This window comes from Streptomyces sp. SYSU D01066-1, from assembly GCF_054956795.1.
Genome location: NZ_JBUDHV010000001.1, coordinates 172,848 through 187,427, shown reverse-complemented (window position 1 = coordinate 187,427; position 14,580 = coordinate 172,848). Strand labels below are relative to the sequence as shown.

At 72.4% G+C, this 14,580-nt stretch carries 15 protein-coding genes, 4 tRNA genes and 2 pseudogenes; 5 read left to right on the top strand and 16 right to left on the bottom strand.

Annotated elements, in window-relative coordinates; all coding sequences use genetic code 11:
- Positions 1–183: 183 nt before the first annotated feature.
- The 5 genes from rplA to ACY1JF_RS00890 form a co-directional block, all read right to left on the bottom strand.
- Positions 184–909 carry a 50S ribosomal protein L1 gene (gene rplA, locus ACY1JF_RS00910; RefSeq protein WP_189417949.1) on the bottom strand — a complete coding sequence of 242 codons (726 nt, stop codon included), beginning with the start codon at positions 907–909 and terminating at the stop codon, positions 184–186.
- Positions 910–1,016: 107 nt separating this feature from the next.
- The gene (gene rplK / locus ACY1JF_RS00905) at positions 1,017–1,451 is read right to left on the bottom strand and encodes a 50S ribosomal protein L11 (RefSeq protein WP_006130605.1); all 435 of its coding nucleotides are present in this window, start codon (positions 1,449–1,451) and stop codon (positions 1,017–1,019) included.
- A gap of 168 nt (positions 1,452–1,619) precedes the next feature.
- A complete protein-coding gene (gene nusG, locus ACY1JF_RS00900; RefSeq protein ID WP_462703009.1) occupies positions 1,620–2,492 on the bottom strand; it encodes a transcription termination/antitermination protein NusG in 873 nt (290 codons plus the stop codon).
- 80 nt (positions 2,493–2,572) lie between these two features.
- Positions 2,573–2,860: a preprotein translocase subunit SecE gene (gene secE, locus ACY1JF_RS00895; protein ID WP_190206132.1), complete on the bottom strand. Its 288-nt coding sequence runs from the start codon at positions 2,858–2,860 to the stop codon at positions 2,573–2,575.
- 108 nt (positions 2,861–2,968) lie between these two features.
- Positions 2,969–3,041: transfer RNA gene (locus tag ACY1JF_RS00890), tRNA-Trp, on the bottom strand.
- A gap of 272 nt (positions 3,042–3,313) precedes the next feature.
- On the opposite strand from ACY1JF_RS00890, the gene ACY1JF_RS00885 reads away from it, so the two are divergent.
- The 3 genes and pseudogenes from ACY1JF_RS00885 to ACY1JF_RS00875 all read left to right on the top strand — a co-directional run bounded on the left by ACY1JF_RS00885 (position 3,314) and on the right by ACY1JF_RS00875 (position 6,376).
- On the top strand, positions 3,314–4,540 hold the full coding sequence (locus ACY1JF_RS00885) for a pyridoxal phosphate-dependent aminotransferase (protein WP_462703008.1): 1,227 nt from the start codon (positions 3,314–3,316) through the stop codon (positions 4,538–4,540).
- Positions 4,541–4,664: 124 nt separating this feature from the next.
- A complete protein-coding gene (locus tag ACY1JF_RS00880) occupies positions 4,665–5,714 on the top strand; it encodes an adenosine deaminase (RefSeq protein ID WP_462703007.1) in 1,050 nt (349 codons plus the stop codon).
- A gap of 43 nt (positions 5,715–5,757) precedes the next feature.
- Positions 5,758–6,376, top strand: a pseudogene (locus tag ACY1JF_RS00875) (NAD(P)-dependent oxidoreductase).
- 17 nt (positions 6,377–6,393) lie between these two features.
- Here ACY1JF_RS00875 and ACY1JF_RS00870 read toward each other — a convergent pair.
- From ACY1JF_RS00870 to ACY1JF_RS00830, 9 genes and pseudogenes are all read right to left on the bottom strand, one after another.
- Positions 6,394–7,449, bottom strand: coding sequence for a UDP-N-acetylmuramate dehydrogenase (locus ACY1JF_RS00870; protein WP_462703006.1), 1,056 nt, complete (start codon positions 7,447–7,449; stop codon positions 6,394–6,396).
- A 267-nt stretch (positions 7,450–7,716) separates the two neighbouring features.
- A pseudogene (locus ACY1JF_RS00865) lies at positions 7,717–8,094 on the bottom strand (hypothetical protein); the annotation flags it as partial.
- 32 nt (positions 8,095–8,126) lie between these two features.
- On the bottom strand, positions 8,127–9,602 hold the full coding sequence (locus ACY1JF_RS00860) for an MFS transporter (RefSeq protein WP_462703005.1): 1,476 nt from the start codon (positions 9,600–9,602) through the stop codon (positions 8,127–8,129).
- 91 nt (positions 9,603–9,693) lie between these two features.
- Positions 9,694–10,263 (bottom strand): TetR/AcrR family transcriptional regulator, encoded by a 570-nt coding sequence (locus ACY1JF_RS00855; protein ID WP_462703004.1) that lies wholly within the window; start codon positions 10,261–10,263, stop codon positions 9,694–9,696.
- Between the two features lie 57 nt (positions 10,264–10,320).
- Complete coding sequence (locus tag ACY1JF_RS00850; RefSeq protein ID WP_462703003.1) at positions 10,321–10,749, bottom strand: MaoC family dehydratase; 429 nt, start codon at positions 10,747–10,749, stop codon at positions 10,321–10,323.
- 7 nt (positions 10,750–10,756) lie between these two features.
- On the bottom strand, positions 10,757–11,209 hold the full coding sequence (locus ACY1JF_RS00845; RefSeq protein ID WP_462703002.1) for an FAS1-like dehydratase domain-containing protein: 453 nt from the start codon (positions 11,207–11,209) through the stop codon (positions 10,757–10,759).
- Between the two features lie 116 nt (positions 11,210–11,325).
- Entirely contained in the window at positions 11,326–11,490 is a 165-nt protein-coding gene (gene rpmG, locus ACY1JF_RS00840; protein WP_003948671.1) for a 50S ribosomal protein L33, read from the bottom strand.
- A 90-nt stretch (positions 11,491–11,580) separates the two neighbouring features.
- Positions 11,581–11,653: transfer RNA gene (locus tag ACY1JF_RS00835), tRNA-Met, on the bottom strand.
- A gap of 46 nt (positions 11,654–11,699) precedes the next feature.
- Positions 11,700–11,772: transfer RNA gene (locus tag ACY1JF_RS00830), tRNA-Thr, on the bottom strand.
- 234 nt (positions 11,773–12,006) lie between these two features.
- Here ACY1JF_RS00830 and ACY1JF_RS00825 point away from each other — a divergent pair.
- On the top strand, positions 12,007–13,260 hold the full coding sequence (locus ACY1JF_RS00825) for an amidohydrolase family protein (protein ID WP_462703001.1): 1,254 nt from the start codon (positions 12,007–12,009) through the stop codon (positions 13,258–13,260).
- Between the two features lie 146 nt (positions 13,261–13,406).
- Positions 13,407–14,063, top strand: a complete 657-nt coding sequence (locus ACY1JF_RS00820) for an NAD(P)H-binding protein (RefSeq protein ID WP_462703000.1) — start codon at positions 13,407–13,409, stop codon at positions 14,061–14,063.
- Between the two features lie 27 nt (positions 14,064–14,090).
- Here ACY1JF_RS00820 and ACY1JF_RS00815 read toward each other — a convergent pair whose 3' ends face one another.
- Both ACY1JF_RS00815 and ACY1JF_RS00810 read right to left on the bottom strand, forming a co-directional pair.
- A complete protein-coding gene (locus ACY1JF_RS00815) occupies positions 14,091–14,303 on the bottom strand; it encodes a hypothetical protein (RefSeq protein WP_215164940.1) in 213 nt (70 codons plus the stop codon).
- A 79-nt stretch (positions 14,304–14,382) separates the two neighbouring features.
- Positions 14,383–14,464 (bottom strand) — tRNA-Tyr (locus ACY1JF_RS00810).
- Positions 14,465–14,580 lie beyond the last annotated feature (116 nt).

The window sequence follows — 14,580 nt, the reverse complement described above, 5'->3', positions numbered from 1 at the left end:
CACCCGTCCGTATCAGAAAGCTGACGCAGAGCACTGACATTGATGCTGACACCGGCTTCCGGTGGTCGTGGCCCGGGCACTGGCTGACGCCCTGCCGGGCTGTCCAGCCGGTCCGGAAACGGGGACGGGCCCGCACCCCTGACAGGGGTGCGGGCCCGTGAACCGGTGGGGCGAGCCGTCGGCTCAGACCGCGGCCGGGTCCTCCTCGACGAGGAGGTTGCGGGTGCGGTTGGAGTCGACCGGGATGCCGGGGCCCATCGTGGTGCTGATGGCGGCCTTCTTGATGTAGCGGCCCTTGGCGGCGGACGGCTTCAGACGGAGGATCTCCTCCAGGGCCGCGCCGTAGTTCTCCACCAGCTTGGTGTCGTCGAACGACGTCTTGCCGATGATGAAGTGCAGGTTCGCGTGCTTGTCGACACGGAACTCGATCTTGCCGCCCTTGATCTCGGTCACGGCCTTGGCCACGTCCGGGGTCACGGTGCCCGTCTTCGGGTTCGGCATCAGACCGCGCGGGCCGAGGACGCGGCCGAGGCGGCCGACCTTGCCCATGAGGTCCGGGGTGGCGACGACGGCGTCGAAGTCCAGACGGCCCTTCGACACCTCGTCGATCAGTTCGTCGGCGCCGACGATGTCGGCGCCCGCGGCACGCGCGGCCTCGGCACGGTCACCGGTCGCGAAGACCAGGACCCGGGCGGTCTTGCCGGTGCCGTGCGGGAGGTTCACGGTGCCACGGACCATCTGGTCGGCCTTGCGCGGGTCGACACCCAGGCGGAAGGCGACCTCGACGGTGCCGTCGAACTTGGTCGTGGAGGTCTCCTTGGCGAGACGGACGGCCTCGAGCGGGGCGTACAGCTTCTCCCGGTCGATCTTGGCGTCCGCAGCGCGGAGAGACTTGCTGCGCTTGCTCACTACTGCTCCTGTGGCTTGAGAGGAGTTGTGGTCCGGGCCGAGCAGGCCCTACCACGCTGTCCTGGCCTCGCGGCTGTCGCCGCGCGGCCGGCTTACGGGGGTGGAGGTCAGCCCTCGACCGTGACGCCCATGGAACGGGCGGTGCCGGCGATGATCTTCTCGGCGGCGTCCAGGTCGTTGGCGTTGAGGTCGGGCATCTTGGTGGTGGCGATCTCACGGACCTGGTCACGCGTGATCTTCGCGACCTTGGTCTTGTGCGGCTCGCCGGAGCCCTTCTCCACACCCGCGGCCTTGAGGATCATCTTCGCGGCCGGCGGGGTCTTGGTGATGAAGGTGAAGGAGCGGTCCTCGTAGACCGTGATCTCCACCGGGATGACCCAGCCGCGCTGCGACTCGGTCGCGGCGTTGTAGGCCTTGCAGAACTCCATGATGTTCACGCCGTGCTGACCCAGCGCGGGGCCGACCGGCGGGGCCGGGTTCGCGGCGCCGGCCTGGATCTGGAGCTTGATGAGCCCCGTGACCTTCTTCTTCTTGGGAGGCATGGCTCTCCGGGTCCTTTCGGTTCGGGTCCTGCCCGCGTCCGGGCGACAACTCGGACGCAGGCATACCGCACAACGATAGCGGGTATAGCTGTGCGGCTGAAAACCGAGCAGGTCAGACGCTCGCCGGAGCGACCGTCTGACCTGCTCGGACGTGTGTGAGCCAGAAGGTCAGTTCTTCTGGATCTGGTCGAAGGAGAGCTCGACCGGCGTCTCGCGGCCGAAGATCTCGACGAGGCCCTTGACCTTCTTCGAGTCGGCGTTGATCTCGTTGATCGTGGCCTGCAGCGTGGCGAACGGGCCGTCGGTGACGGTGACCGAGTCGCCGACCTCGAAGTCCAGCACCTGGACCTCGACCTTGCGCTGCGGGGCCGGCTTGCCCTCGGCCTCGGCGGCCTCGCGGGCGGCCTTCTCCTCGGCCTCCGGGGCGAGCATCTTGACGATCTCGTCCAGGGTCAGCGGGTACGGGTCGTAGGCGTTGCCGACGAAGCCGGTGACGCCGGGGGTGTTGCGGACGACACCCCAGGACTCGTTGGTCAGGTCCATGCGGACCAGGACGTAACCGGGCAGCTTGTTCTGGCGGATCGTCTTGCGGTCGCCGTTCTTGATCTGGACGACCTCTTCCTGCGGCACCTCGGCCTGGAAGATGTAGTCCTCGACGTTGAGCGAGACGGCGCGCTGCTCCAGGTTGGTCTTCACGCGGTTCTCGTAGCCGGCGTAGGTGTGGATGACGTACCACTCGCCGGGCAGGACGCGCAGTTCCTGGCGGAGCTTCTCGACCGGGTCGATGTCCGGCTCGGCCTCGGCCTCCGCCTCGTCGGCGGCGTCCTCGTCGGACTCGGCGGCCTCGACCTCGTCGGCGGTCCCGTCCTCGTCGGACTCGGGGGCCTCGACCTCGTCGGCGGTCTCGTCCGCGGCGGCGTCGGCAGCCTGGGCCTCCGGGGAGGCCGCGGTGTCCTCGTTGTCCGCGCCCTCGACGGCGTCGAGCTCGTCCTCGACGGACTCGACCGGCTCGAGGGCGTCGTTCACGTTCGGGTCAGACACGGTGGCTGCTTCTTCCTGGATACATAGGGGTGGAACACGCGAAAGGAGCGCCGGGTACCTCGGCGCTCTTCGCTCGCGGGTCAGCCGAAGACGTACTTGGCGGCGTGGCTGAGCCCATAGTCAATCACGGTGACCAGGCCGATCATGATGACGACGAAGATGATCACCACAGTGGTGTACGTCGTCAGCTGATTGCGGCTCGGCCAGACCACCTTGCGGAGTTCCGCGATGATCTGGCGGTAGAAGAGCGCGAGACGCTTCAGGGGGCCTTTCTTGGCACGCTTGCCGCCCTTGCGCTGCTTCTTCTTGGAGTCCGGCGCCTCGTCCTGGGCATCAGGCATGTCGATGGAGCCCACGGCGTCCGTCACTCGTCCTCACCTGATTCCGGGTCGTGGCCGTGCCGCGCCCGGTCTGAGCCGCACGGCGGTGCATTGCTGTACGTACATGCGCACACATCCTGGCGAAGGTGTGTGTAGCAGGGCCGGAGGGACTTGAACCCCCAACCGCTGGTTTTGGAGACCAGTGCTCTACCAATTGAGCTACGACCCTTTGCGTGTCCCCCAACGTACCGCATCCACTCGGATGCCTGGTGGGCACCGGGTGAGCGCGGGCTGCTGGAGGCCGACGAGGTGTGAGTGTACGTGGTTCGGCGCCGGGCGTCGAACAGAAAGCACCGGTAAGGGACCGGACGCGCCCCGGATGACCGAAGATCGCCCTGGCCGGAGAGTGGTTCCGGACTGTTGTTCACAGCTGTGTCCGGACTTGTTCAGTCCGTGAAACCCGTGTGCCGGGCAGGTTTCCGGTCTGGAACGATGGGGTGCATGAGCGCTGCAACCCCTCCCACCGAGCGCCGGGTCTCCGCCCGAGTCGGCGCGATCTCCGAGTCCGCCACCCTCGCCGTCGACGCCAAGGCGAAGGCCCTCAAGGCCGCCGGGCGGCCGGTGATCGGCTTCGGCGCCGGTGAGCCGGACTTCCCGACGCCCGACTACATCGTCGAGGCGGCGGTCGAGGCCTGCAAGAACCCCAAGTACCACCGCTACACCCCGGCCGGCGGCCTGCCCGAGCTGAAGGCCGCGATCGCCGCCAAGACGCTGCGCGACTCCGGCTACGAGGTCGACGCCTCCCAGATCCTCGTCACCAACGGCGGCAAGCAGGCCATCTACGAGGCGTTCGCCGCCGTCCTCGACCCGGGCGACGAGGTCATCGTCCCCGCGCCGTACTGGACGACGTACCCGGAGTCGATCCGGCTGGCCGGCGGTGTCCCGGTCGAGGTCGTCGCGGACGAGACGACCGGCTACCGGGTCAGCGTCGAGCAGCTGGAGGCGGCCCGCACGGAGAAGACCAAGGTCGTCCTCTTCGTCTCGCCGTCGAACCCGACCGGCGCGGTCTACTCCGAGTCCGAGACCGAGGCCATCGGCCGCTGGGCCGTCGAGCACGGCCTGTGGGTGCTGACCGACGAGATCTACGAGCACCTGGTCTACGGCGGCGCCACGGCCGTCTCCCTTCCGGCGGTCGTCCCCGAGCTGCGCGACAAGTGCATCGTGGTCAACGGTGTCGCCAAGACGTACGCGATGACCGGCTGGCGGGTCGGCTGGGTCATCGGCCCCAAGGACGTGGTGAAGGCCGCCGCCAACCTCCAGTCGCACGCCACCTCCAACGTCGCCAACGTCTCCCAGGCCGCCGCCCTGGCCGCCGTCTCCGGCAGCCTGGACGCCGTCGCCACGATGCGCGAGGCGTTCGACCGGCGCCGCCGCACCATCGTGCGGATGCTCAACGAGATCGACGGTGTGCTCTGCCCCGAGCCCGAGGGCGCGTTCTACGCCTACCCGTCGGTCAAGGCGCTGATCGGCAAGGAGATCCGCGGCCGCCGCCCGAAGGACACGGTCGAGCTGGCCGCGCTCATCCTGGAGGAGGCCGAGGTCGCGGTCGTCCCCGGCGAGGCCTTCGGCACCCCCGGCTACCTGCGGCTGTCCTACGCGCTCGGCGACGAGGACCTCGTCGAGGGCGTCAGCCGCGTCCAGAAGCTGCTGGCGGAGGCCAGGGACTGACGCCTGCTGTCGTGTCGGGGACCACCTGGGAACGTTCCGGGTGGTCCCCGTTCCTTTGTGCGAGCAAGACCACGTCCGGGCAACCGGCTACCGGGACCCGCACGTCGTACGGCAAGATCCTCGGATGGAGCGCGTACGTGATGTCTCTGAGCTGCCGAAGGCCCATCTGCACCTGCACTTCACCGGTTCGATGCGGCCCGCCACCCTGCTGGAACTCGCCGACAAGCACGGTGTCCGGCTGCCCGACGCCCTGACCGACGCGCTGTCCGGCGGCCACTCGCCGAGGCTGCGGGCGACGGACGAACGCGGCTGGTTCCGCTTCCAGCGGCTCTACGACGCGGCCCGCTCGTGCCTCAGAGAGCCCGAGGACATCCAGCGGCTGGTGCGGGAGGCCGCCGAGGAGGACCTCAAGGACGGCTCGGGCTGGCTGGAGATCCAGGTCGACCCGACCTCGTACGCGCCGCGCCTGGGCGGGCTGATCCCGGCGCTGGAGATCATCCTGGACGCGGTGGACACCACCGTGCGGGAGACCGGGCTCGGGATGCGGGTGCTGGTGGCAGCCAACCGCATGAAGCACCCCCTGGACGCCCGTACGCTGGCCCGCCTCGCCGTGCGCTACGCCGACCGGGGCGTGGTCGGCTTCGGGCTCTCCAACGACGAGCGGCGCGGCATGGCCCGCGACTTCGACCGGGCCTTCGCCATCGCCCGGGACGGCGGGCTGCTCTCCGCGCCGCACGGCGGCGAGCTGACCGGCCCGGCCTCGGTGCGGGACTGCCTGGACGACCTGGCGGCCGACCGGATCGGGCACGGCGTCCGGGCCGCGGAGGACCCCCGGCTGCTGAAGCGGCTGGCCGACCGGCAGATCACCTGCGAGGTCTGCCCGGCGTCCAACGTGGCCCTGGGCGTCTACGAGAAACCGCAGGACGTCCCGCTGCGCACGCTGTTCGACGCGGGGGTGCCGCTGGCGCTGGGCGCGGACGACCCGCTGCTGTTCGGCTCCCGGCTGGCCGCGCAGTACGAGATCGCGCGCCGCCACCACGGCTTCACCGACGCCGAACTGGCCGAGCTGGCCCGGCAGTCGGTGCGCGGCTCGGCCGCCCCCGAGGACGTGAAGACGAAGCTGCTGTCGGGCGTGGACGCCTGGATCGGGGCGGCGCCTCCCGGCGGGGACTGACGGACGGCAGCCGGGTGCCGGGCGGCGGAGGCGGGACACGCGGCTGACCGCCGTCAAGGCCACCGGCGGTGCGGGCCGGGAGGTCGTCCGGCAGGCGCCGGGCACCGGGTCACGGCGGCGGTACGGGACCCGCTCCGGCCGCCGGTGGCCGGTGAGCGGCCGGAGGCGTGCCGGGCGGATCCGTCCGACGCCGGGCGGCCGCGGCCCGCGGTCGCCGGACGGGACGCGGTGCTCTCCGGACTCGGCGCCCGCACCCGGAAGGAGGCCGGCGTCACGAGCCGGCTGACCCGTACGGTGCCGGCGGCCATGGCCGCGGAGGAGGTACGGCGCCTGGTGGTGGTGAGCGCCTCGCCGGTCGGCCCGGCGGCGGACGGCGACGGCCTCGTGGACCGCGCGCTGCGCGCCCTGCTCTGGAAGGTCCTGGGGACGTCTACGGCGACCTGCGCCGGATGGAGTCGGATCTGGCCGCCAGTGCCGCCGACTGGACGGTCGTACGCCCGCCGCGGCTCCTGGACAAGCCGGGCACCGGCCGGTACCGCAGGGTCGTCGGCGGCACCCCGGCCAGGGGCCGCTCCCTGGCCCGCGCGGACGTGGCCCACGCGATGCTGGCGTCCGTCGCGGACCCGGCGACGGTACGGCGGGCGGTCGGGGTCGCCTACTGAGACCGGTCCGGTACGGGTCAGAGGCTGACGCCGACGGTCACCGGCTCGTTGACCAGGGTCACCCCGAAGGCGTCGCGGACGCCGGCGACGACCTCGCGGGCCAGGGCGAGCAGGTCCTCGGTGGTGGCGGTGCCCCGGTTGGTGAGGGCGAGGGTGTGCTTGGTGGAGATCCGGGCGGGTCCGGTGCCGTAGCCCTTGGGGAAGCCCGCCTTGTCGATCAGCCAGGCGGCGGAGGTCTTGGTGCGGCCCTCCCCCGCCGGATAGGCGGGCGGCTGCACGCCGTCGCCGAGCCGTGCCCGCACGCGCGCGTGGAAGGCGGCGTACTCCTCGTCGGTGAGGATCGGATTGGTGAAGAACGACCCGGCCGACCAGGTGTCGTGGTCCTCGGGGTCGAGGACCATGCCCTTGCCCGCGCGCAGCTTCAGCACGGTCTCGCGGGCGGCCTCCAGGGGGACGCGGTCACCGGGCTCGACGCCGAGGGCGCGGGCGGTCTCGGCGTACTTGACCGGCCCGGAGAGCCCGCCGGCGTCCTCCAGGGCGAAGCGGACGCGCAGGACGACGTACCGGTCGGGTTCGGCCTTGAAGCGGCTGTGGCGGTAGGAGAACGCGCACTGATCGGCGGTCAGGGTGACCGTCTCGCGGGAGGCGCGGTCGTAGGCGACGACCTCGGTGATGGTCGAGGCGACCTCCTGGCCGTACGCCCCCACGTTCTGGATGGGGGTCGCGCCGGCCGAGCCGGGGATGCCCGCCAGGCATTCGACGCCCGCGAGTCCCGCCTCGACCGTACGGGTAACGGCGTCGGTCCAGACCTCGCCGGCGGCCAGCTCCAGCCGGGTGCCGTCGAGGGCGAAGCCCTTGGTGGCGACGGCGAGGGCGGTGCCGTCGAAGCCCTTGTCGCCGATGACCAGGTTGGAGCCGCCGCCGATCACCAGCAGGGGCGTGCCGGTGTCGTCGGCCTCGCGGACGGCGGCGATCACCTCGGCGTCGGTCGTGGCGGTGACCAGCCGGGTCGCGGGACCGCCCAGCCGGAAGGTGGTCAGCGGGGCGAGGGGGGCGTCGTGGAGTTCCTGCACGCGCCCAAGACTACGAGACGGCGCCGACAGCGCGGCGGGCGCGGAACGGGCCGGCCGTTCCGCGCCCGCACGCGCGCGTGGAAGCTGTTCACGCCCGTTCCGCGCCGCACGCGCGCGTGAAGGCCCTCACCTCTGGCCGGTACACGGTCTGGGTCACCTACGCGCCCGCACACGCGCGTCGCCGTACGACGCTCACCTCCGCGCCCGCACGCGCGCGTGGGGGCCGTTCACGCCCGTTCCGCGCCGCACGCGCGCGTGGGTTCGTCCAAGGCGCCGGAGCGCCTCGTCCCAGTCCACCGGGAGGCTGTCGGCGCTCGTCGTCCAGGCGACGAACTTCGCGTCCCTCATCTGCGCGGTCAGGCCGCCGGCCGCCGGTCCGTGGGCGCCCGAGCGGGCGAACGCCTCGAGGGCCCGGGGCGACTCCCAGGCGGACAGGGTCCAGAAGGTCCGCCGCAGGGGCCGGGCCCTCAGGGTGGCGCCGTACGCGCCGGGCGCCCGGCTCACCTGCCGCCACACTCCGGGGGTCCGCAGGAGGAAGCGGAGCGCTCCTCCCAGGGTGCGGGTCTCGAAGCGGGAGGCGAAGACGTGGACGTCGGCGGTGGCGTGCGGCGGGGGGTTCGGCGTGATCCAGGGAAGGGTGGGCATGACGGGCTCCTTTCGTCGCTGCGGTCCGGGTGTCAGTGGGAGGCGGCTTCGGCGGCCGGTGCGGGCACCGCCCCGGTCCTGCCGTCGGCCCCGTCGTCGACCCCGCCGTCGGCCGCGGCGGCCGGGCCGGACCGGTGGCGTGCCGGGATCAGCAGCGCCGCCGCTCCGGCGACCGCGACCACCGCGGTCGCGGTGACGAGCGCGGGCCGCAGGCCGTCGACGAAGGCCGGCGCGGTCTCGTAGCCGCCCTGGGCGGAGAAGACCGAGCCCATCACCGCGACGCCGAGCGCCCCGCCCACCTCGCGCAGGGCGTTGTTCGCGCCGGAGGCGACGCCCTGTTCGTGGCTGCGGACGCTGGACATCACCAGGTGCGAGGCGGGGGCGAAGAACAGGGCCATGCCGATGCCGCTGAGGACCAGGCCGGGCAACTGGACGGCGTAGGAGGCGTCCGTGGTGATCACGAGGGCCAGATGGCCGAGTCCCGCGGCCTGGAGGAAGAGGCCCGCGGCGACGACCGGCCGGCCGCCGAGGCGGTCGGCCAGGAGGCCGGCGACGGGCGCGACGAGCATCGGCATGCCGGTCCAGGGCAGCATGCGCAGCCCCGCCTCGGTGGGCGAGTAGCCGAGGACGCCCTGGAGGTACTGGCTGAGCAGGAAGACCGAGCCGAACACGCCGAGGAACATCAGCAGGCTCGCCGCGTTGATCCCCGCGAAGGCCCGGGAGCGGAACAGCCGCATCGGCAGCACCGGGTCCTCGGCCCGGACGCCGTGCCGGACGAAGCCGGTGAGCAGCGCGGCCCCGGCGAACAGGGACAGGAGGACCACGGTGTCGGTCCAGCCGTCGACGGGCCCGCGGACCAGGCCGTGGACGATCCCGAACAGACCGCCGCTCGCGAGCAGGGTGCCGGGTACGTCGAGCCGGGCGCCGGTGCCGTGGGACTCGGCGAGCCGCAGGCGGGCAAGAGGCAGCAGGGCGAGGCCCAGGGGCACGTTCAGCCAGAAGATCCACTGCCAGGAGATGTGCTCGGTCAGGGCGCCGCCGACCAGCGGCCCGGAGGCCACCGCGAGCCCGTTGACGGCGCCCCAGACGCCGTACGCCATGCCGCGCCTGGCGGCGGGTACGGCGGCCGTCAGCAGGGTGAGCGTCAGCGGCATCATGATCGCCGCACCGACGCCCTGGACCGCGCGGGCCGCGATGAGGCCGCCGATGCCGGGCGCCAGGGCGGCGCCGGCGGAGGCCGTGGTGAAGACGGCCGTGCCGACGAGGAAGAGCCTGCGGCGGCCGAAGCGGTCACCGAGGGCCGCGCCGGTCATCAGCAGGCAGGCGAAGGTGAGCGTGTAGGCGCTCACCGTCCATTCGAGGTCGTGGAGCGCTCCGCCGAGGTCCTCCCGGATGGCGGGCAGGGCGGTGGTGACGACGAGGTTGTCCAGGGCGGCCATGAATCCGGCCGCGCTGGTGATGACGAGCGCCCAGGCCGCTCCCCCGCGGCGTGAGGTCCGCTGTGACATGACTCCCCCAGAGGTTGCCACTGAATCTTGGTTAGTTATTGATGACTAACTTTTTTGGCCAAAAGAAAGAGCGCGACCCCCTTCCCCGCGCTCACGGCCTTCCCCGCCCCTCGGCACCGCTCGCCCCGTACACACCCTCCCAGACCCGGTGCCCGGGCGGGAATCCCATGGCCACCAGGGAGTTGATGAGCATCCCCTTCGCCATGAACTCGCCCGTCTCGGCGACGTCGCCGCCGATCAGCGCGTGGACCGTGTCCCACAGCCGCATCCAGCCGGCCCGCACGACCTCGCCGAACGCGACGTCGCCCGCCTCCTCGGCGGCGCCCACGGTGAGGTACATCTGCATCTGCATCATCAGCCGCTCGGGACGCTCCATGATGACCTCGGAGTAGGCGTGCCCCATGGCCCGCAGGGCCTCCTCGCCCGACAGCCCCTCGGCCGCCCCCTCGAAGGTCCGCAGGGTCTCCTCGATGCACCGCTCGGCGGCGGCGAGGAAGATCGCCTGCTTGCCGGGGAAGAGCCGGAAGAGGTACGGCTGCGAGACACCGACCCGCTTGGCGATCGCCTCGGTCGACGTGCCGTGGTAGCCGCCGCGGGCGAACTCGGACATCGCCGCGCGGACGATGCTCTCGCGCCGCTCCTCCGCACTCATCCTGACCATGAAGCCAGGTTAGTACTCAATCACTAACTCAGACAAGGCATACGGACGCCCGTCCGCTCAGCCCAGCCGCACGACGGCCCGGGACATCCCCAGCACCTTCTGGCCGGCGCTGGTCGCCGTGAGGTCCACGCGGACGGTGTGGTCGTCGAGCTTGGCGGCGACCTTGGCGCTGACCTCGACCGTGGCGCCCCGGCCGTCGTCGGGCACGACGACCGGCCTGGTGAAGCGGACGCCGTACTCGACGACCGCGCCCGGGTCGCCGGTCCAGTCGGTGACCACCCGGATCGCCTCGGCCATGGTGAACATGCCGTGCGCGATGACGTCGGGCAGGCCGACCTCCTTGGCGAACCGCTCGTTCCAGTGGATCGGGTTGAAGTCCCCGGACGCGCCCGCGTACCGGACCAGGGTGTCGCGGGTCACGGGGAAGGACTGCGCCGGCAGCTCGGTGCCGACCTCGACGTCGTCGTACGCGATCTTCGCCGTCATCGGTTGCTCACGCCTCCTCGGCCGCGCGGGCGACCAGCTTGGTCCAGGCGGTCACGACGTGCTCGCCGGCCTCGTCGTGGACCTCGCCGCGGATGTCCAGGATGTCGTTGCCCGCCATGGACTTGACCGACTCGATGGTCGAGGTGACGGTGAGCCGGTCACCGGCCCGCACCGGACGGACGTAGACGAACTTCTGGTCGCCGTGCACCACCCGGCTGTAGTCGAGCCCGAGCCGCGGGTCCTGGACGACCTGTCCGGCGGCCCGGAAGGTGAGGGAGAACACGAAGGTCGGCGGCGCGATCACATCGGGGTGGCCGAGCGCCTTGGCGGCCTCGGGGTCGGTGTACGCCGGGTTCGGGTCCCCCACCGCCTCCGCGAACTCACGGATCTTCTCCCGGCCCACCTCGTAGGGCGCGGTGGGCGGATAGGTCCGCCCCACGAAGGACTGGTCGAGCGCCATGGGCTCGGTACCTCCTGCTGCTCTCTGCGGTTGCCGCTGTGGCGTCCGCCACCTGGACCCGAACGACGCGAGGCCGTCCCCGGACCTCGGGGACGGCCTCGCGTACGAGCCTGAAATTATCGCGTTTCGCGGTGCGCGGTGTGCGCGTTGCAACGCGGGCAGTGCTTCTTCATCTCCAGTCGGTCCGGGTTGTTACGCCGGTTCTTCTTGGTGATGTAGTTCCGCTCCTTGCACTCCACGCAGGCCAGCGTGATCTTCGGGCGGACGTCGGTGGCAGCCACGTGAGTGCTCCTTGACGAACGGATGGGACTGGACTAACGCATAGAAGAGTAGCCGATCGAAGGACCGACCCCGCAATCGGCTACTTAGAGTAGCGGTGACCGGACTTGAACCGGTGACACAGCGATTATGAGCCGCTTGCTCTACCGACTGAGCTACACCGCTGCGATGCGATCGGGCCCCGCCTCGCGACGGGAACCTCTCACACCAGAGCCCCAAAACGGAATCGAACCGTTGACCTTCTCCTTACCATGGAGACGCTCTGCCGACTGAGCTATTGGGGCGAGCGATGAAGACATTACACGGTCGGCAGCCGTTCGCCCAAATCCGTTTCGCGGCTCCTGCCCCGACCCGTCTCCCGCCCCTCCGGACAGGTGCGGGAGACGTCCCCGGAGGCGGACCGCATCGGTACGACTATTGCGCCCCTCCGCGGCGCGCGGCGGTCGCCGTCCTAGGCTCGACTCACTCTGCGTGATCACGCGTCCCCCACTGCGCAGTCCCGAGCCCAGAGGAGCGCGATGCCCGACAGCCAGCCGCGGCGGCCCTCCCGCCCCTCCTCCCGGCCGGGCGCGGCCGACCACGGCGCGCTGCTGCTGTCGGGCGCCCGGCTCACCGACGGCCGGACCGTGGACGTACGGCTGCGCGGCGGCCGCATCGAGGCCGTCGGCACGGCGGGCAGCCTGTCGCCGCCCCGCCCGCCCGGCGCCCGCGTGGACCTCACCGGCTACCTGCTCCTGCCCGCCCCCGCCGAGCCCCACGCGCACGCCGACACCGCCCTGACAGCCGACCCCGGCGGCCCGGTCTCCCACGAGCCGCGGGACGTCCAGCGCCGGGCCACCCAGGCGGCGCTGCTGCAACTGGGGCACGGCGCCACGTCGTCGCGGGCGCACGTGCGCGTGGGCGGCGTTCCGGGGCTCGGCGCCCTGACCGCCGTACTGCGGGCCCGGCGGGCGCTGCGCGGCCTGGTGGAGCTGACGACGGTGGCGATGCCGGGGGTGCTGACCGGGGCGGCCGGGGCCGACGGGCTGGCGATGCTGCGCGACGCGCTGACGATGGGCGCGGGGGTGGTGGGCGGCTGCCCGGACCTGGACCCCGATCCGACGGGGTACGTGGAGGCGGTCCTGGACGTCGCCGCCGAGCACGGCCGCCCCGTCGACCTGCACACGGACGCCGCCGACCCGGCCCGGCTGGCCCGGCTGGCGGCGATGGCGGGCGGACTGCGGCCGGGCGTGACCCTGGGACCCTGCGGCGGTCTTGACGGACTGCCGGCCGAGGTCGCCCACCGGACGGCGGACCGACTGGCGGCGGCCGGGGTGACGGTGGTGTGCCTGCCGCAGGGCGGCTGCGGCGACGCCGGATGCCGCGCGGCGGCTCCGGTACGGCTGCTGCGGCGGGCCGGCGTGCGGGTGGCGGCCGGCAGCGGCGCACTGCGCGACGCGGCCAACCCGGTCGGGCGCGGGGACCCGTTGGAGGCGGCGTACCTGCTGGCCTCCCGGCACGGGCTGCGCCCCGAGGAGGCGTACGAGGCGGTGAGCGGGTCGGCGCGGGCGGCGCTGGGCCTGCCCGAGGTGCGGGTGGAGGCGGGCTTCCCGGCCGAGCTCCTCGCCGTGCGCGGGGACCGGCTCGCGGGGGCGCTCTCGTTGGCGTACAGCCGGATCGTGGTGCACGGGGGGCGTGTGGTGGCGCGTACCAGCGCGGTACGGGAGTACGGCGGCTCCGGGGCGGCGGCGGAGCCGGGGCTGCCCCGGCAGGGGCAGGGGCAGGCACCCTGACCCCGTCGGGGCGGGGGCAGGGGCGGGCGGGGCCCTGACCGAGGCGGACGCGGGCGGGTGGTGCCGCGCGCCCCGTCGGGGCGGCGGCCGGGGGCGGCCGGGGAGCCGTGCGGCGCAGACGGACGGCGAGGCGTACGGTCAAAGACATGCGCATTGTCATCGCTGGTGGTCATGGTCAGATCGCGTTGCGGCTGGAGCGGTTGCTCGCCGCGCGCGGGGACGAGGTGGCGGGCATCATCCGCAAGGCCGAGCAGGCCGACGATCTGCGTGCGGCCGGTGCCGAACCGGTCGTCCTGGACCTGGAGTCGGCCTCCGTGGACGAGGTCGCCGAGCGGCTGCGGGGCGCGGACGCGGCGGTCTTCGCGGCGGGCGCCGGCCCGGGCAGCGGGGCGTCCCGCAAGGAGACGGTGGACAAGGCCGCGGCGGTGCTGTTCGCGGACGCCGCGGTCCGGGCGGGGGTGCGGCGGTTCGTGGTCGTGTCGTCCATGGCCGCCGACCCCGGACACCAGGGCGACGACGTCTTCGACGTCTATCTGCGCGCCAAGGGCGAGGCCGACGCGTACGTGCGGTCGCTGGCCGGGCTGGACTGGACGATCCTGCGCCCGGGCGCCCTCACGGACGACGCCGGTACCGGCCTGGTCCGGCTGGAGGCGCGTACCGGCCGCGGCCCGGTCCCGCGCGACGACGTCGCCTCGGTGCTGGCCGAACTGGTGGACACCCCGGCGACAGCCGGCCTGACGCTCGAACTGGTCAGCGGTTCGACGCCGGTGTCGGTGGCGGTGAAGTCGGTGGCCGGCAACTGAGCGCCCGGCCCCGTCCCGGGCGGCCGCTCAGAAGAGGGGCAGCTGCCCGGGGAAGTCGGGCACGGCGTACCCGTCCAGCGAGGGCTGTACGGCGCCGATCTGCGCGTGCCGGCGGGAACCGGGGCAGGACGTCAGCTCTCCGCTCTCCCGCGCGCCGGGCGGATCGTGCCGCGCGTACCGGCCGGCGACGACGGCGATCTCACGACGGCACTCGGGGCACAGGCGGCGACGGGACGACATGGGGCCAGTGTGCCGCAGCCCTATGACAAAGACCCCCTCCACACCGCGTTTTTGCAGGTGGAGGGGGTCTTCCCCAGTGTGGCGGCGCCAGGATTCGAACCTGGGAAGGCTGAGCCGGCAGATTTACAGTCTGCTCCCTTTGGCCGCTCGGGCACACCGCCGGGGTTCGCTGCCCTTCGAACCGCTTTTCGGCGGTGCTCCGTGGCAACGACGTAAACAATACCCGATGCCACGGGGTGCTTCGCCACCCGATTGATCTGCGCCCGGGGCGGGGCGG